The organism is Nocardia spumae (assembly GCF_020733635.1).
In the GTDB taxonomy this organism is placed as follows: Bacteria; Actinomycetota; Actinomycetes; order Mycobacteriales; family Mycobacteriaceae; genus Nocardia; species Nocardia spumae.
This window is the reverse complement of sequence record NZ_JAJFZL010000001.1, coordinates 1734657-1752715: the sequence shown is the minus strand read 5'-3', so window position 1 is coordinate 1752715 and position 18059 is coordinate 1734657. Positions and strand designations below refer to the sequence as shown.

At 69.8% G+C, this 18059-nt stretch carries 14 protein-coding genes; 7 read left to right on the top strand and 7 right to left on the bottom strand.

Annotated features, from left to right (window positions below; genetic code table 11):
• Positions 1–3: 3 nt before the first annotated feature.
• Together LKD76_RS07380 and LKD76_RS07375 are read right to left on the bottom strand one after the other, a co-directional pair.
• Entirely contained in the window at positions 4–1179 is a 1176-nt protein-coding gene (locus tag LKD76_RS07380) for an amino acid deaminase/aldolase (RefSeq protein WP_227980287.1), read from the bottom strand.
• Between the two features lie 71 nt (positions 1180–1250).
• Positions 1251–1730, bottom strand: coding sequence for a TetR family transcriptional regulator (locus LKD76_RS07375; protein WP_227980285.1), 480 nt, complete (start codon positions 1728–1730; stop codon positions 1251–1253).
• A 370-nt stretch (positions 1731–2100) separates the two neighbouring features.
• Between LKD76_RS07375 and LKD76_RS07370 the strand changes: the two genes are divergently transcribed.
• A complete protein-coding gene (locus LKD76_RS07370) occupies positions 2101–2847 on the top strand; it encodes a tyrosine-protein phosphatase (protein WP_227980284.1) in 747 nt (248 codons plus the stop codon).
• A 13-nt stretch (positions 2848–2860) separates the two neighbouring features.
• Here the strand turns inward: LKD76_RS07370 and LKD76_RS07365 are convergent, their stop codons facing one another.
• Together LKD76_RS07365 and LKD76_RS07360 are read right to left on the bottom strand one after the other, a co-directional pair.
• Positions 2861–4120: a class I adenylate-forming enzyme family protein gene (locus LKD76_RS07365; protein ID WP_227980282.1), complete on the bottom strand. Its 1260-nt coding sequence runs from the start codon at positions 4118–4120 to the stop codon at positions 2861–2863.
• A 95-nt stretch (positions 4121–4215) separates the two neighbouring features.
• The gene (locus tag LKD76_RS07360; RefSeq protein ID WP_227980280.1) at positions 4216–5010 is read right to left on the bottom strand and encodes an enoyl-CoA hydratase/isomerase family protein; all 795 of its coding nucleotides are present in this window, start codon (positions 5008–5010) and stop codon (positions 4216–4218) included.
• A gap of 87 nt (positions 5011–5097) precedes the next feature.
• Between LKD76_RS07360 and LKD76_RS07355 the strand changes: the two genes are divergently transcribed.
• Positions 5098–6135, top strand: a complete 1038-nt coding sequence (locus LKD76_RS07355; RefSeq protein WP_227980278.1) for a glutathione S-transferase family protein — start codon at positions 5098–5100, stop codon at positions 6133–6135.
• Between the two features lie 25 nt (positions 6136–6160).
• On the opposite strand, the gene LKD76_RS07350 is transcribed toward LKD76_RS07355, so the two are convergent.
• A complete protein-coding gene (locus LKD76_RS07350; RefSeq protein ID WP_227980276.1) occupies positions 6161–6574 on the bottom strand; it encodes a VOC family protein in 414 nt (137 codons plus the stop codon).
• Between the two features lie 22 nt (positions 6575–6596).
• Positions 6597–7430: a helix-turn-helix domain-containing protein gene (locus tag LKD76_RS07345; protein ID WP_227980274.1), complete on the bottom strand. Its 834-nt coding sequence runs from the start codon at positions 7428–7430 to the stop codon at positions 6597–6599.
• Between the two features lie 176 nt (positions 7431–7606).
• On the opposite strand from LKD76_RS07345, the gene LKD76_RS07340 reads away from it, so the two are divergent.
• Genes LKD76_RS07340 through LKD76_RS07330 form a run of 3 tightly spaced genes read left to right on the top strand, consistent with a single transcriptional unit; the run spans position 7607 to position 10043 of the window.
• Complete coding sequence (locus tag LKD76_RS07340; protein WP_227985135.1) at positions 7607–8326, top strand: hypothetical protein; 720 nt, start codon at positions 7607–7609, stop codon at positions 8324–8326.
• Positions 8323–9252, top strand: coding sequence for an ATP-binding cassette domain-containing protein (locus LKD76_RS07335; RefSeq protein WP_227980269.1), 930 nt, complete (start codon positions 8323–8325; stop codon positions 9250–9252). Before LKD76_RS07340 ends, LKD76_RS07335 begins: the two co-directional genes overlap by 4 nt.
• An 11-nt stretch (positions 9253–9263) precedes the next feature.
• The gene (locus LKD76_RS07330) at positions 9264–10043 is read left to right on the top strand and encodes an ABC transporter permease (RefSeq protein WP_227980267.1); all 780 of its coding nucleotides are present in this window, start codon (positions 9264–9266) and stop codon (positions 10041–10043) included.
• 17 nt (positions 10044–10060) lie between these two features.
• On the opposite strand, the gene LKD76_RS07325 is transcribed toward LKD76_RS07330, so the two are convergent.
• Positions 10061–12511, bottom strand: coding sequence for an ATP-binding protein (locus tag LKD76_RS07325; protein ID WP_227980265.1), 2451 nt, complete (start codon positions 12509–12511; stop codon positions 10061–10063).
• A 177-nt stretch (positions 12512–12688) separates the two neighbouring features.
• On the opposite strand from LKD76_RS07325, the gene LKD76_RS07320 reads away from it, so the two are divergent.
• Together LKD76_RS07320 and LKD76_RS07315 are read left to right on the top strand one after the other, a co-directional pair.
• Positions 12689–13879 (top strand): styrene monooxygenase/indole monooxygenase family protein, encoded by a 1191-nt coding sequence (locus LKD76_RS07320; RefSeq protein WP_227980263.1) that lies wholly within the window; start codon positions 12689–12691, stop codon positions 13877–13879.
• A gap of 257 nt (positions 13880–14136) precedes the next feature.
• Positions 14137–17937, top strand: a complete 3801-nt coding sequence (locus LKD76_RS07315; RefSeq protein WP_227980262.1) for an ABC transporter transmembrane domain-containing protein — start codon at positions 14137–14139, stop codon at positions 17935–17937.
• Positions 17938–18059: the final 122 nt, after the last annotated feature.

Here is an 18059-nt window from a genome sequence, read left to right as displayed (position 1 = left end):
CCGTCAGCCGAAGTTGCGGCCCTCGCCCCGGTAGGTGGGCACCGCGGTGCGCCGTCCGTCGGCGTCCACGACGTGGAGCCGATCGAAACGCTCGCAGAGCTCACCGGCCTTCGCGTGCCGCATCCAGACCCGATCTCCGATCGCCAGTCGCGTGGCGCCGGTGAACGGTGTCTGCACCTCGCCCGCGCCCTCGGTGCCGATCAGCCGCAAGCCCTTGGGCCACACCGGTTTCGGAACACGGGACGCACCCGCCGGTCCGGACGCGATGTATCCCCCGGCGAAGACCGTGGCGATGCCGGCGGCCGGGTGGCGCAGCACCGGCAGCGCGAAGTACAGCGCCGGGCGCGGCGTGAAGGCGCGGTATCCGTCGAACAGCGTCGGCACGTACAGGCCCGAGCCCGCGGTCACCTCGGTGACCTCCGGTGCGGACACGCTGACCTCGATCGAACCGCTGCCACCGCTGTTGACGATCTCGAGGGCGCCGGCCACCGAACGCACCGCGTCGAGCACCTGTTCGCGGCGGGCGCCGATCTCCTTCGCCGACAGCCGCTTGACCACGCGCACCGCGGGATTGGTGTCGGGCAGGCCCGCGATCTGAGCCTCGTAGGTCATCACGCCGACCACCCGGAAGCCGCGGTCGCGGGCGACGCGGGCGAGTTGCTCGGCCTGCTCCGGCGTGCGGATCGGCGACCGCCGCACCCCCAGGTGCAGCGGGCCGATTCGCAGCGAGGCGTCCACATCCAGGCAGACCCGCGGGCTCACCGTGGCGCCGACCGCGGATCGGATCAGGTCGAGTTGCGCGACATCGTCGACCATGAGGGTGATCGAATCGAGCAGTGTGGCATCGGCCGCGAGTTCGTTCAGCGCGCCGCGATCGACGCTGGGATAGCCGAGCAGGATGTCGCGCGCACCGAGTCCGGCCAGCCACAGGGCCTCACGCAACGAATAAGACATGATGCCGGCGAATCCGCCCTGAGCCGTGAGCCCCGACCCGAGCACCTCCTCGAGAACGGCGCGGCAGCGCACCGATTTACTCGCCACCCGGATGGGCACTCCACGAGCGCGACGGACCAGATCGGCGGCATTGGCGCGCACGGCGGTCAGGTCCAGTGCGGCCAGCGGCGGATCCAGGTCCGCGGTGGCGGCATGCAGGTCGGCGATCGGCGACGCATCTGTCACGACATCAGCCAATCATGAAACTGGTCAAACGTCCAGAACTTGGTTCCGGCCGATCGGGGGTCGCGACCGGATCAGAGCTCGACGGCCTTGGTGGTCAAGGTCGAGACCAGATCGTCGAAGACCACCAGGGTCGTCTCGTCGTCACAGTCGGCCAGCCACCGCAGGACGGTGCCGTGCGTGACCGCGACGACATAGGCCGCGATCGCCTCCACCGGCTCGATCCACTGGGTACCCGACCGCTCGGCGCACAGCTGCAGATAGGCCGTGACCTCGTCGTCCAGATCGCGGAACATCTCCGAGACCGACGGATCGGCGACACAATCGACCCGCCCCTCCCAGCGCTGACGTAATGCGGCGATCGTCGCCTCGAGGGTCCGGACCTGACGCTCCGGCGCCGCCTTGATGGCAGGCCACAGCGCACTCACCCCGGCATGCAGGAGTACTCGCAACGCGCGCGTGCCGGTGCAATCGATCGCGGCACTGGCCGTCTCGATGGCCTCCTGCACGGTCGGCCGGGGCCGGACCTCGATCATCTCTCCACTAGCGCTCAACGACGACTCCCTCGGCGAAAGAACGCGCGCACCTCGCCTGCGCGACTCGCTCACGGGTTGCGGATCTGCGGTGACCTCTACCGAGGACGACCTCGGACGACCCGTCAACATCCGTCAATGCTAGAGGCTATTCGGGGATTAGGACCATGTTCGAGTGGTTATTCCAGACTGAAAGAATGTTTTGTTACCACTTCACCGAGTCTCGGACGGGGCGCTCTGGGCGGATCCGCCACGGTCAAGCGGCTGCCGCGCGGGCACAAACGCCCAGAACTCTACGGCCCCTCGGCCGGAATCGTTATATCGATGTGGTCGAGCACACACCCGAACAAACGCCTCGCCACCGGGCATCGGGCGCCGATAATCTGGATTCGTGACCACGGCGCGCCCCGATCATCTTCACATTCCCGGCACCTTCAACTACCGCGACGTCGGCGGACTGCGCACCGCGCGCGGGACCACGATCCGGTCCGGCGTCCTGCTCCGATCGGCGCAGCTGTGCCGGCTGGACACCACCGGCCACGACACCCTGCGTCGGCTGGGCGTCGCCACCGTGCACGATCTGCGCGGGCCGGCCGAAGCGGACCGTATGGGTGTCGACATCCTCCCGGAGGGGGTGCGGCTCGAGCTGACCCCGTTCGATTCGGCGATCGGCGCCGCGCCACCGCACGAAGAGGCGGCCGAGGAGAGCCGGCACCTCGATCTGGTCGATGTCTACACCGCCTTCCCCTCGATGCCCGAGGCCGGAGTCGCGCTGACCGCGATGGCCCGTTCGCTGATTCGCGGTGACGGCGCGGTGCTGGTGCACTGCGCGGCCGGTAAGGACCGCACCGGCTGGGCCATCGCCACGCTGCTGCGCGCGGTCGGCGTCACCGAGGAGGAGATCCTCACCGACTACCTGCTCAGCAACGCCGCCATCGACGCGCTGGCCGCGGATGTGGCCCGCAACTCCGGCGGCACCACGACGCTGCCGGCCGCACTGCTCGGGGTGAGCGTGGAGTACCTCGCGGCCGGTACCGAGTCCATGCACCGGCTGTACGGGGATCTCGACGGGTACCTGACAGCCATCGGATTCAGCCCCGAACTGCGGACCGCACTGCACGACCGCATGGTGGAGTGACCGCGGCGCGGCACTATTCGGTGCGATGCACCAGGCCGTCGGTATCGATGCTCACCTGGTTACCGGTGTGGAACCAGGTGCCGGTGAAACGGGATTCGGTGGTCTGCGGGTCGTTCCAGTAGCGCGGGGCGACATTCGGTCCGCGACACAGCAATTCCCCACTGCCCCCCTTCGCCCTCGGACCCCACAGCGCCAATTCCGTACCGCCGAACGGGAATCCGAGCAGATCACCGGCGGGCGTCGCGGTGCCGTCCACCAATGCCAGCCCGATACCGCTGGTTTCGGTGGCGCCCCACACCGACCACTGCCGGGCCAGCGGGAAGACCTCGCGCAGCGCCGCGGTCACCAGATCGGCGGTGCCCGCTTCGGTGGCGGCAAGTTCGGCGCGGTGCCCGGCACTGCAGACCTGACGCACTCCCTCGGCACGCAGACCCGCCAGTTCCGGAAGGAGTCCGGCGAAGATCCGCGGCGTCGCGGAGACCATATCGATGCGTTCGGCCACGATCGCCTCCGCGATCGCGCCCGAATCCGGGGCCAGGACGACGGTGCCGCCGACCGCGAAGGTCGGCAACAGCTGGTCGACACAACCGCTGGCGTGCGCCAGCGGCAGCAAGACCAGATTGCGCAACCCGTCGGTCGGCAGATCGAAGGCGCCGACCACCGACCGCACGGCCGACAGCAGATTCTCGTTGGTCAACTCGACCCCGCGCGGACCGCTGCCGTCCTCGGCCGAAACGCTCTGGGCCGCACCACCACTGGTGTAGCACAGCAACGCGAGCTCGCCGAGGGAGGCGCCGTCGTCGATGAAGGCGGCCCCATCGGGCAGATCGGCGTACCCCGCCTCCGGGCCACCGCCGTCCAGGACGAAATCCGCGCAGCTGTCGGCGAGGACCTGATCGGCGACCGACTCGGGCAGGCCGTCGTGCACCAGCACCGGCACCGCACCCGACAGCAGCGCGCCGAGGAAGGCCTGCACCCAGCGGGCGCCCACCGGCATCCGCACCGCAACCCGATCGCCGTAGCCGATTCCGTGCTCCTGCAGCCCGCCCGCGATGCGGGAGGCGGCGTGCCACAGCTGCCGGTAGGTCAGCCGTGGACCGCCGATTTCGACAACCGCCTCACGCGCCGCGAAGGCGTGCACCTGAACATCGAGTAGTTCGGTCAATGCCGGGTTCAGGTTGCCGTAACGCAGGACGCCGTCGGCCCCGCGAGCAAGAGGGTTGCCGCACCACGGATTTCGCGACTGCGGATATTCGATCAGAAGCTGCGCCATCAAGTCCCTCCGAAATGCCTCGATCAACAGGCACTTGTGACTATATGACGCAGATCACAATCATGGGGGATTAGGCGACAAAGATGTCCGCGTGATCACCGCCCGGAGTAGCTCGCCTTGCCGGGCCCCACGTCGAGGAAGCTGCGCACCGCACCCCGCAAATCCTCGGTATCGAACAGTTCCCCGGACACCTTCGGGGTCACCGAATCCGCGTGCGCGACCCCGCCGGATCGCCATGCGGCGATGATCTGCTTGGTCGCGGCGTGCGCGCGAGTCGGACCATCGGCGAGGCGGGCGGCCAGTGCCCGGGCCGCCGCGTCCACATCCTCGTGGATCGCGTTGACCACTCCCCATTCGGCCAGGGTGGCCGCGTCGTACACATCACCGGTCATGACCAGCTCACGAGCCCGGCCCGAACCGGCGCGCTCGGCCAGCCGCTGCGGGCCACCCATCGACGGCGTCAACCCGACCACCGTCTCCACCAGGCCGAACTTGGCCTTCGGGGAGGCCAGCAGCAGATCGCAGGCCAGCGAGATCTCGAAGGCGGCGGTGAGGGTGAGCCCGTGCGCGGCGAACACCACCGGGCACGGCAGCTCCTCGATGGGATGGATGATCCGATCGAACAGCCGCTGCCACAGCGCGGCGCCCTGCTCGACGGTCAGCCCCTCGAATTCGTGCACGTCGACGCCACCGGAGACGACCTTGCCCTCGGCCCGCAGCAACAAGGCCCGAGGCGGAGTCGCGGCCAGCGCGGCGAGATCGCCGGCGAGCGAGTCCAGCAGCGCCGAATCGAACAGATTCAGCGGCGGATGGTCGATGGTGACGATCGCCAGCTGCGCGCCGCCCTCGGTCTCGGTGCGCTCCAACCGGGTGGGTTTCGAATCGCTCATCGGCCGAATCTATCCAGATCGCCGTCGATTCGGTACCCCGCCCGCAGGCAGGCCCGGGTCATCGTGGCGGTCTGCCACACTGGTGCGGTGACCACCTCGCCGACCCAGAATGCCGGGCCGAACTCCGCGACCTATGTCGAGCCGGGCGAGTTCGAACGCGATACCAACTACATCACCACGCGGATCACCGCCGACGGCCGCGACGGATACCCCGTCGAACCCCAGCGCTATCGACTGGTCGCGGCCCGCGCCTGCCCGTGGGCCAACCGCACGTTGATCGTGCGCCGGTTACTCGGTTTGGAACCGGTGATCTCGCTGGGCCTGTGCGGACCCACCCACGACCAGCGCAGCTGGACCTTCGACCTCGACCCGGGCGAGATGGACCCGGTGCTGGGCATCCACTTCCTGCGCGACGCCTACCTGGCGCGCGATCCGGAATACCCCCGGGGCATCACGGTTCCGGCGATGGTCGACATTCCTACCGGACAGATCGTCACCAACGACTACGCGCAGATGACCCTGGACTTTTCCACGGAGTGGACGGCGTTCCATCGCCCCGGCGCGCCGCAGCTGTATCCCGAACCGCTGCGCGCGGAGATCGACCGGGTGAATCGCCGGGTCTACACCGAGGTGAACAACGGGGTGTACCGGTGCGGCTTCGCCGGTAGTCAGGAGGGCTACGACGCCGCCTACGATCGGCTGTTCACCGCGCTGGACTGGCTCTCCGAGCGCCTCGGCCGACAGCGCTACCTGGTCGGCGACACCATCACCGAGGCCGATGTGCGGCTGTTCACGACGCTGGTGCGATTCGACCCGGTCTACCACGGGCATTTCAAGTGCAACCGGGACAAACTCAGCGAACAGCCCGTGCTGTGGGCGTACGCGCGCGATCTCTTCCAGACGCCGGGGTTCGGTGACACCGTCGACTTCACCCAGATCAAGCAGCACTACTACATCGTCCACAGCGATATCAACCCCACCGGAGTGGTGCCCAAGGGGCCGGAGCTGTCCGGCTGGCTGACTCCGCACGGGCGCGAAGCGCTGGGCGGCAGACCCTTCGGCGACGGCACGCCGCCGCCACCGCCCTTGCCGCCGGAACGAGTCCCGGCGGCAGACTGGGCGTAGTGCGGTCACCCGGGCCGCCGGCTGCTCATCCGGCGGCGCCCGCGTAGGTGCCGAAGCTCCAGTACACACCCTCCGGATCGCGGCAGGTGAATCCGCGCGAGCCGTAGTCCTCGTCGCGCAGTTCGCGGGTGATGGTCGCGCCGGCGGCGCGGGCTCGCTCGTAGAGACCGTCGGGATCGCCGGTGACGACGTATACCGAGCCGGTCCCGGCGGGCAGTTCGCTCAGGCTCGTCCCCTCACGGACCGAACCGAGCATGATGCCGCCGCCACCGGGCCAGGTCAGCTCGGCGTGGTCGATCACGTCGCCGGTGCCGTATCGAGCGGCCTCGACGAAACCGAAGGCGCGGCGCAGGAAGTCGATAGCGGCCGGAGCGTCGCGATAGGTGAAGCTCGGCCACAAGGGAGCGGTTGTCGCTGTGGTGTTGGTCGTATCGGTCATACCTGCAGCCTCTCTCGATCGACTACCCGGTGGCTTGGACGAATGGGAACACTTCCCGCGCCCGCCACGCCGACGGGGACGAACCGGCCAGCTCACGCCACTCCCGAGCCATATGCGCCTGGTCGTAGTAGCCGGTCGCGGCGGCCACCTCGGCGATACCGGCCCCGGGCCGGCGGAGCAGGCGATGCGAGGTCTCGAATCTGGTCAGCCGCGCGGCATCCTTCGGGGTGATGCCGAACTCCGCTGTGAACCGGGCAGCGAGATATCTTCTGCTCCAGCCGATCTCCTGCGCGACCCCGGCGACCGCGAGCCGCCGCGCCGGATCGGTCAGCAGCCGCCAGGCCTGTCCGAGATTGGCGTCCATACCCAGCCGGGGCCGATCGGTCCCCGCGGCCCGGGCGGTGAACACCGCGTCGAGAATCGTGAACCGGGCCGGCCAGTCGGGAGCGGCGGCGATCCGCTCGCGCAGCCGCCGGGCCTCGGGCCCCAGCAGATCCGCCAGGTCGACGATCCACGACCCCAGCTCACCGGCCGGTATGCCGAACAGCGCCCGCGCGCCCAGCGGCGTCATGGCCAATTGGATGCCGTACTGGTTGCCGTCGTGCGCGATGAGCGTCGGCCGCAGGGTGAGCCCGCCCGCCAGCGTGTCCCAGCGCGCACCGGCCTGATCGGGATGTGACGACACCGGCACGTCGATCGGCTCGTCGATGGTGAGGATCACCGTGATCGAGGTTCCCGGCATCCCCACGTGGACGCCGGATTCGAACCCGCGCAGCAGATAGCCGTCGTAGGGGCCGAGAAACGCCCGCAACGACGGAGCCGGCGGTCTGCGGGCTCCCGCGGAGACACCACTCACGCCCTCCACGGTAGGCGTCGCACGCGAGGACGCGGAACCGGATCCGGGCGCGGTTCGTTACTCGTTCGACGGCCGCGTCGTCCACGGCCGCATACGCGGTCGCCGGGCAGAACAGACACCACTAGAGTTTGTGCGGACCGGACGAGAGGGGTGCGTTACCGATGTTCGACAGCGGCATGGAGAAGGCCGTGCGGTCCCTGCTGGACAACGGGGCACAGTTGCAGGCTCCGGCCGTCGCGAAATATGTCGACCGATTCCGCCGGGCTCATCCCGACGAGAGCCCGGCCCAGATCCTGGACCGCCTGGAGAGGCTGTACCTCACCACCGTGACCGGCAGCGGCACGGCCGTGGGCGCGACCGCCGCGGTACCGGGCGTCGGCACTCTCACCTCGATCGCCGCGATGAGCGCGGAAACCACCTTCTTCCTCGAGGCGTCGGCCGTGCTGACCCTGGCGGTGGCCGCCGTGCACGGCATCGCCCCCGAGGACAAGGAACGGCGGCGGGCGCTGGTGCTGGCGGTGGTGCTCGGCGAAACCGGCATGGATATCGTCCAGCGCAGCGTCGGGCATTCGGCCAAGAACTGGGGCACCCTGCTGGCCGACCGGATTCCGGGCATCAATCGGATGAACGACTCGCTGATGAAGAAGTTCGTCGTCCAGTTCATCACCAAGCGCAGCCTGCTGATGTTCGGGAAGGTGCTGCCGGCCGGAATCGGCGCCGCGATCGGCGGATTCGGCAACCGTGGCCTGGGCAAGGGCGTGATCGCCAACGCGCACCGGGCCTTCGGTCCGGCCCCCTCGCACTGGCCCTCCCCCGCCCGCGGCGCGGTGATAGACGCGGATCCGCTTCCGGCGCTGACCGATTCGGCCACCGACGACACCGCCGAGCAGCGATGAGCGCGGCCCGGTCACCGGCGATCTCGGTCACCGGACTGCACAAGCAGTTCGAGGGCATCGCCGCGCTGCGGGATGTCGACTTCTCCGTTCCGCCCGGAACCACCGCGGCGCTGGTCGGCCCACCCGCCTCGGGAAAGTCCACGACCGTGCGGATTCTGCTCGGCCTGCTCCAGGCCGATTCCGGCGTCGCCGCGCTGTCGCGTGCCGGTGGAATCGGCGCCGTCCTGCAACCGCGGGGCCTGCATCCGGCCCGCTCGCTGCGGGCACAACTGCGGATCTACGCCGCCGCGGCCGGTGTCGGCGACGAGCGAGTGGAAACGGTGCTCACCGCGCTGGGCCTGTCCGAGGCCGCCGCGACCCGGGTGCGCGAGGTGCCCGAGGGCACGCTGACCCGGCTCGCCCTGGCGCAGGCGTTATTGGCCGATCCGCGCGTCCTGGTGCTCGACGACCCCTTCGACGGCCTCGAATCCGGTGAGCGCACCTGGCTTTTCGACTACCTGCGCGGCCACGGCCGGCGCGGTGGTACCACCCTGCTGACCTCGCGTAGTCTCGCCGCGGCGGTGCCGCTGTGCGATCAGGTGATCGTGTTGTCGTCGGGCACCGTGGCCTACCAGGGCAGTCCGCGGCGGCTGCGCCGCAACCATCCGGATCGTCTGGTGGTCGCGGCCTCGAGTCCGATCGCGCTGGCGACCACGCTGGCCTCGCAGGGGTTCACCGACGCGGTGATGCGCGGTGACGGCCGCTTGGCGATCGCCGAGGCCTCGCCCGCGGAGATCGAGGCCGCGGCGGTGCTGGCCCGCGTCCAGCTCGGTGAGATGGTCGCCGAACCCGTGCATCCGGATCGGGTGCTGGCCGTACTCACCAAATCGACACCGCCGCCGGCCTATCCGTCCCCCACCCCTGCGACCACGTACGGAACGCGATGATGCTGCCGACGATGCCCACCATCCCGGCCGAGGTGAGCCGAGCGGCGACCGCCGAGCTCCGCAAGATCACCGCGGTGCGATCCGGCTGGCTGCTGCCGCCGATCCTGGCGGCCGTCGGATTCGTCGTCGCGGCCGCCTCGGCGCTGCGCGGCTCCGGGCCGCAACCGCACGCGGCCCTGGCTACCGGGACCGCGACGGTCGGGCTCTATCTGGCCATCGCCGTCGCGGTGGCGGCCGGGGCGATCGGCGGTGCGGTCAGCGCGGGCGACGAGTATCGCTACCGCGGAATCGAATCGACGGCCCTGTTCACGTCCGACCGCGATGTGCTCTTCGGCGCGAAAGCGGGTGTGGCCGGGGCGTATTCGCTGGTGGTCGCGGCCTGTGCCGAGATCGGCGCGGCACTCGGGCTGGCCCTGTTCGGGCGGGGATCGGTGGAATTCGGCTGGCGACTGACCGGCGTGTTCGGCGGCGGTCTGCTGGCCGCGGTGTGCTGGGGCGTGATCGGGGCGAGCCTGGGCCTGCTGCTGCGGTCGCCGAATCTGGCGGTGGTCGCGACGGCGGGCTGGCTGTTCATTCTGGAACCGCTGATCTGGCTGGTCGCCAAGGGCGCGGGGATCGCGGGCGTGGTGGTGCTGCTGCCCGGCTCGGCGACCATCGGCACGGTGGCGGTCGGTTCCTTCGCCGACAGTCCCTTCTTGCCGCCGAACGCGGCCTCCGCGGTGGTGCTGGTGATCTGGACGATCGCCGCGGGCGCCGCCGGTTGGTGGTATCTGCGCACCCGCGATATTTGATAACGCGGGGTACCTGTTCAGGCCGGCCGGGCGGGGTCCGCCGTACCGCGCTGTTCCGGCGGCAGATTCGACCGGATCTCCTTGCGGGACCCGATCATCAGTTTCGCCAGGATGGATGCCACCTGAGCGTCGGTGGTACGCACGGAGGTGCCGCGCCGTAGCGCGATCGCGGTATTGGTCAAACCCGTCGCGGCCATCACCGCCACCTCTTGTTCGGCGATGGTGAGCGATTGCCAAGGAGACTCCGTGCGCCCATCGCGACGCTTCGGCCGCACCGGCTCGGCGCCCGGAGTTCCCGGCGCCGCGGCGGCGTCGAAGACCTCGGCTCCCAGCACCTCCCGCGCCTTGTCGACGGCCGCGGAGGTCTCGGTGGCGAAAGGCCCCAGATTGGTCAGGTCGATACCCAGCCGGCGCCGCAGCGCCTTCGTCTCACCGATCAGGCGCGCGATCTCCAGCGCCCGCTCCGGCGCGCGATCAGCATGATCGGCGATTTCGCGGGCGGCGATCCAGGACCGGATATGCAAGGCCCACACCCCACCCCATTGATCCCGCATGGGTTGCTGCCAGCCCTCCGCCGAATCGCACAGCTCCCGCGCCCGGGCCGGATCACCGTGGGCCGCCTCGGCGATGGCGGCGGCCAGCTCCGCCCAGGAAATCGCCCACTGCGCACCCGAGGCGGACATGTTGTCCAGGTGCCGCCGGGTGGTCTCGAGCGCGCTCTCGGCGGAACCGAAGAATGCCATCGCCAGTGCCTCGAACAGACTGCTCATGGCGACACCGCCCGGATCACCGGCTTGGGCGAACTTCGCCCGGGCGCGAGCCAGCACCTCGGCCGACCGGCTATCCATCTGCAGTAATAGCAGGCTGCACCCCCACAGGAAGTCCACCTGCGCCGGAAGTACGGGGTCGATCGCGGGATCGGTATCGCGGCCGGCCCACCCGGTACTGCCCCAGATCTCGGCACATTCGTCGAGAATTCGCTCGGCATCGGCGGATCGCCCCTGGCACAGCGCGATCCATCCGGCCAGGGCCAGCGCCGAGATCTCCAGCTCCACCGGATATTCGCCGAAGGATCGCACCGCCGCCAGGCTGCGATCGGCGAGTTGACGTGACTCGCGCAGGACTCCGCGCAGGAAGGGAATGCGCAGGGCCATGACAGCAACCACGATCTCGAGCCCGACCACGGCTTCGCGCGGGTCGGTCAGGCTGGTGTCGATGGCGCACAGCAGGTCGTCCCACGCCGCCCAAGCCCAGATCAGCAACGGTTGTTCATGGGGACCCACCCACCGCGCGGCGCCGAGCCGGTCCCGATAGTAGCGCCGGTGGCGCGCGCCCAGCATTTCCCACTGGCCGTCTCCGCGCTCGCGGATGCGCTCCCGGGCGAAGAGCCGGAAGCTCTCCGACAGCGAATATCGCACCGTCTGGGTGTCCAGGTGGATGGTGATCATCGAACGGTCGGCGAGCTGTTCCAGCAGCGGTTGGATATCGCGGCGGTCGAGACCACCCGGTGTGGGGTCGACGCAGATCGCCTCCACGGCATCCAGCTCGACACCGGTCTCATGGGCGAAACCACCGGCATCACGCAGGCCGGGGTACAACTCGTCGCCGGCGGCGAAGACCGACATCCGCTCGAACAACAGACGTTCCTCGGCACTGCACAGATCGAACGACCAGCCGATGACCGCACCGATATCGCGATGACGGTCGTCGTCACCGACTCGGAAGCCCGGCGACCAGCGCAACCGGCGGTCGGCGCCGCCCTCGAGATCATGCAGTACCGCGGGGAGCGGCTGATAGCGCAGCCGGGCGGCGGCGAGCCGGATGAACAGCGGATAGTTGTGCAGATGCCGGCAGATGGCCTCGACCACCGCCGCGTCGGCATCTGTGACGACCCGTCCGGTCAGCTCCGCTCGCCGCCGGAACAGTCGAGCCGCATGAGCTGGTGGCAGCGGCACCACGGGCAGAATCTGCTCGTCCACCCATCCGATGGCGGTCCGGCTGGTCGCCAGCACCGTGAGCGCCGGCATCGCGGCCAGCAGTTCGCTCACCACCCGGCCGACCCCGTCCAGCACATGCTCGCAGTTGTCCAGGACCAGCACCGCGCGGCCGTTGCCCCGCCGCGCGGCATCGACTCGACTCAACGCAGCCACCAGGGCCGTACGCACCGGACGACCCGAGAAATCGCCGTCGACGACCACGCCGGCGATCTCGTTCTCGACCTCCGCGGCTGTGGCGTCTTTCGGCAGCCTGGCCAGCCGCACCCAATACACCTGGCCGTGCCGGGCTCGGCGCACCCGTTCGGTCGCCTCCATCGCCAGCCGCGTCTTACCGATCCCGCCGGGGCCGAGCAGGGTGATCAACCGGCACGACCCCACCAGCAGTGCCGCTGTGCGCTCCAGTTCTTCGGCGCGACCGACGAAATCCTTCACGGCGGCTTCCGCACTCGCCCCGTACTCACCGCCCGACACGTTCGCAGAGCTTAACGGCAGTCGCGGCAACCGAATAGGCAACCGCGAAACTCGTCTCGGTAGTCCGGCCGCGGATTACCGATGCCGGTGCGGTACCTATTCGCCGAGACTTCGTATCGAGCCATCCGGCCTGGTCCGGGCGGTCATGACACCACCGATATCGTGAGGATTACGCGCATGACGCGAGTGCAGGTACTGGGTGCGGGTGAATGCGGACTACCGCTTGCACTCCGGCTGCTCGACAGCGGTGTGGCGGTCACACTGGTCGCCGATCGGGACCCGGAGGCCGTGCTGGCCGGCGCGGTCACCAGCACCCAGGTGAAGTTCGCTCGCACGCTGCAACTGGAATCCGATGCCGGACTGGGCACGTGGCGCGACAAGGCCCCGCAGATCCGCGGTATCCGGCTCACCGTGGGCGTCGACCGCACGCCCGTGTCGAGTTGGGCCGCCCCGCTGGACAGCCCCGCGCAGAGTGTCGACCAGCGCACCGTATTCAGCCATCGGATGACCCAGTTCGCCGCCGCCGGGGGCGATCTGCAGATCCGGCAGCTCTCGGTGGACGAACTCGATGCCCGGACCGCCGACTTCGATCTGACGGTGGTGACCCGCGCGCCGAAGGAACTGGCCACCGCCTTCCCCGACGATCCGGACTGGAGGTATCCGGTCGGTCCCATGCGACAGTCGGCGGCACTCTATCTGGACGGCGTCGAGCCCGACCCGGATCAGCTGGGCATGTTCCTGGCGCTACCGGGACTCGGTGAGCTGATCTCCACCCCCGCTCTGACCGGAGCCCCCGGCTCCGAGCGACCGTGTCATGTCCTGATGTTCGCGGCGGTTCCCGGAGGTCCGCTGGACCTGTTCCGCGGCGACAGCACACCGGGTGAGCGGCTGAAACTGGCCACGGAACTACTCGAATCGCACTGCCCGCCGGCATTGGCGCGGCGCTTCCACGGTGTCGAATTGACCGATGGCGGAGGCACATTGGTCGGCGCCGTGATCCCGGCGATGCGACGACCGGTCGGCTTCCTGCCGTCCGGAACCGCCGTACTCGGCGGCGGCGACGTCGTCTGCCGGATGGACCCCTCGGGTGCTCAGGGAGCGAACAGCGCGGTGCACTGCGGCTTCCACTACGCCGAGGCCATTCTGAATCATTCCGGCGGTCCGTTCGGCTCCGCGTGGATGCGCGCCACCGGCGAGCGGTGGCTCGAGGAGACCGCCCATCCGGCCGCTCGCTGGACGCTGACCATGTTGTCGGCGGCACCGGAGCTGGACGAGTTGATGCGCGCCGGCGAGCACGATCCCGCGGTCGCGCGCTCCTTCGCCGCCGGCTTCGCCCGGCCGGCCGATTCGCCGCTGACGGCAGTCTGACCGTTCGACACGATTCGAGGGCACCCATGGATCACCACAGCCGCTCGCAGTGCCGCCGAGCGCCGCTACCACCATGGCATCGGCGCGGGACCGCGGTCCCACCCCAGGCGCAGCCCACCAAGGGATCGTCCGCGACCGATCCGGTGTGGCGAACCCGCTGGTGCCATCTGGAGAAACGGGACAACTGATATCCGGCCGCACCGCCGGGGGTCCGGGAAGAATTCGGTGTCCGATCGCGTCGGTACCGTCGAATCGACATGAACGACACCGACACCACCGGTACCGGACTCCACGCGTCGCGGCGCGCCGACGGTTCCGACGCCTCCTCCCCCGACGCGCCCGCGCGTCCTACCGCCGCACCCGGCTGGCTGCGGCGGCTGTGGGCTGCCTGCCGCGCCCACTCGCGCGTACTGGCCGGGGTGATCATCGCGGTCGTCGCGGGTGCCGGCGCCGAGTCGGCGGCCCCGCTCGCCGCCAAGGCGGCGCTCGATCGCGCGCGGGCCGGTGAGGTGAGCGCGCTGGCACCGATCGCCGGTGTGCTGGTGGCACTGGCCTTCGCCCGATTCGCCGCAACCTATGGACGGCGCTGGCTGGCCGGGCGGCTCGCCCTGGATGTGCAACACGAATTGCGGGTGAGTCTGCTGACCGCGCTGCATCGCTACGACGGGCCGCGCCAGGACCGGCTGCGCACCGGACAGGTGGTGTCGCGCTCGATCAGCGATCTGCAATTGGTCCAGGGGCTGCTCGCGATGGCACCGCTGTCGGCGGCTTCGCTGCTGATCTTCGCCTTCGCCGCGATCGCGATGGTGCTGTTGTCCCCGCCGCTGGCGCTGGTCTCGTTGCTGACAGTGCCCGCGCTGGCCCTGGTGGTGTACCGGGTCCGGCCCACCTTGCACGCCGCCACCTGGTCCGCGCAGCAGCGCGCCGCCGACCTGGCCCAGCACGTCGAGGAGACGGTGACCGGTGTGCGGGTGGTGAAGGGATTCGGCCAGGAATCGCGGATGGTCCGGATCCTGGAGGAGCACGGCCGCAGGCTCTACTCCCACCGGATGCGCGCCGCCCGCATCGATTCCCGCTTCGCCCCGACGGTTTCCGCGATTCCGCAGGCCGGACTGGTGATCGTCATCGCGCTCGGTGGCGTGCTGGCACTGCATTCGGTGATCGGTGTCGGCACCTTCCTGGCCTTCGCGACCTACGTGACGATGATGGCGTCCAGTACCAGGATCCTGTCCAGCGTCGTGGTGATGGCGCAGCTGACACGGGCGGCGGCCGAACGCGTCTACCAGGTCGTCGACGATGCGCCGGAGAGTGTGGATCCGCCCGATCCGCAGCCGCTGCCCGACGGCCCGCTCGGGCTGCGGATCCACGGCCTCACCTTCGGTTTCGAACCGGGCCGTCCGGTCCTGCACGACCTCGATCTCACGCTGCGCGCCGGTGAGACGGTCGCGGTGATCGGCCCGGCCGGATCCGGCAAATCCACGCTGACCTTGCTGCTGCCGCGATTCCACACCCCGGAATCCGGCCGGATCACGCTGTTCGGCGCGGGCCCCGACGCCGCGGACGTCGACATCTCCCGGGTGCGGGCGGGCGATCTGCGGGAGGCGGTCGGTGTCGTCTTCGACGAGCCGTTCCTGTTCTCCGACACCATCGCCGCGAATATCGCACTCGGCGCACCGGATGCCGACCGCGCCGAGATCGAGTCCGCCGCGCGCATGGCAGCGGCCGACGAGTTCATTCGCGCCCTGCCCGACGGCTACGACACCGTCGTCGGCGAACGCGGCCTGACCCTGTCCGGCGGTCAGCGCCAGCGCCTCGCCCTGGCCCGGGCCCTGCTGGCCGATCCGCGCATCCTGATTCTCGACGACGCCACCTCGGCGGTCGACGCGGTGACCGAGGCCGCGATCTTCGCGGCCCTGCCCGCCCGCGGCCGTACCACCCTGATCCTGGCGCACCGCGAATCGACGCTGGCGCACGCCGATCGGGTGGTCCGCCTGCCCGGCCCGAGCACCGGGGTGGTCCTGGCGGCCGATACCGAACCGCAGGCACCGGCCGGGTACGAACCCGCGCCGGCGGACGGCGCCATCTTCGCCCCCGGCCTCGCCCGTCCCGTCGTTGCGGAACCGGCTCCCGAGCCCGTCGCGTACGAACCGCAATCACCGCCCGTGGAGCCGGACGCGCCGCCGGAGATGCGGGCGGCGCTGACGCGCCTCACGCCCGCCACCGAACAACCCGCGCTCGACGATCGCGAACTCGAGCGGCCCGACCCCCGGTTCCGGCTGGTCCGCCTGCTGCGTCCGGTCCGGTGGCTCCTGGCGGCGGTGGTCGCGCTGCTGGCGCTCGACGCCGCCATCGGTGTGGCGTTCCCGGCGCTGACCCGATTCGCCCTCGACGACGGGGTGGGTCAGCATCGCGGTTCGGTGCTGGTGGCCGCCGCTGTCGTCGGGGTGCTGCTGGTACTGGTCAGCTGGGCCGGCGAGGCGCTGGGCACGCTGCTGTCGGCGCGCGGCGGCGAGCGGGTGCTCTACGGTCTGCGGGTGCGCAGTTACGCCCACCTCCAGCGGCTGGGCCTGGACTACTACGAGCGCGAACTCTCCGGCCGCATCATGACCCGGATGACGACCGATATCGATGCGCTGTCGACCTTCCTGCAGACCGGGCTGGGGACGGCGTTGATCAGCATCGTCACCGTCGTGGGTATCGCGGTCGCACTGCTGATCATCGATGCCCCGCTGGCGCTGGTGGTGTTCGTGGCGCTGCCACCGCTGATCGTGGCGACGCTGATCTTCCGCCGCGTGTCCGCCTCGGCGTATTCGGCGTCGCGGGAGCGGGTCGCCACGGTCAATGCCGATTTCCAGGAGAACGTCGCGGGCCTGCGGGCCACCCAGGCCTATCGGCACGAGGCCGAGGCCGCCCGCCGGTTCAGCGCGTACTCCGACCGCTACCGCACCGCCCGCCTGCGCGCCCAGCGGGCGATCGCGATCTACTTCGCCTTCGTGCTGGCGTGGGCGGATCTGGCCCAGGCGGCGGTGGTGTACCTGGGTGCGCGCGAGGTGGCGCACGGCACCACGACGCCGGGCACCCTGGTGGCGTTCGTGCTCTACCTGAGCCTGCTGTTCGGGCCGATCACGCAGCTGTCCCAGGTCTTCGACGGATATCAGCAGGCCCGGGTGGGGTTGCGGCGCATCGAGACGCTGCTGCACACCGAGTCCTCGATCGCCCCCGACCCGGAAGATCCGGCCGCCATCGGCGAGCACCTGCGCGGTGAGGTGCGCTTCGACGGCGTCACCTTCCGCTACCCCGATGCGAAAACGCCCGCGCTGGAGGATGTCTCACTGCACGTCCCGGCCGGCTCGACCCTGGCCCTGGTCGGTGCGACCGGTGCGGGCAAGTCGACGGTGGTCAAGCTGCTGGCCCGCCTCTACGACCTCCCCCGGCAGGATGCGGGAACCATCCGAGTCGACGATGTGGATATTCGCGACTATCGGCTCGCGCGGTTCCGATCGCGGCTGGGCGTGGTGCCCCAGGAACCTCACCTGTTCACCGGCGACATTGCCAGCAACATTGCATTCGGGAAACCTTTCGCCACTCCGGCGGAAATAGCGGATGCCGCGGCGGCGGTGGGCGCACGGGAGATGATCGAGGGCCTGCCCCGGGGTATGGCCCAGCCGGTCGGCGAGGGCGGACGCGGACTATCGGCCGGGCAACGTCAGTTGATCGCGCTGGCCCGTGCCGAATTGGTCGATCCGGATCTGCTGCTTCTCGATGAGGCCACCGCCGTGCTGGATCCGGCCAACGAGGAGAAGGTGCTGGTAGCGAGTAGATCGCTGACACGCGGGCGGACCACGATTATCGTCGCGCATCGGTTGGCGACCGCCGCGCGGGCCGATCGGATCGCGGTGGTGGCCCACGGCCGGATCGTGGAATTCGGCGCGCACGAGCAGTTGGTGGCCGAACGCGGAATCTATAACCGACTCTGGGAGGCAGCCGATTCCGACGAAGGAATATTCTCGACCCGGGACGAGTCGTCACCTATGAGGCTGGGTCTGTCCGGCGGGTAAGTGAGCCGGGCAGTAGCGGAGCGGTGCACCCGAAAGACGGCAGCCGGGGGAACCAGGAAATGGGCCCGCGCCTGCCGCGCTGGGGCACGGCGTCGGGGCTGGGCCTATCCTCAGAAAGGGCG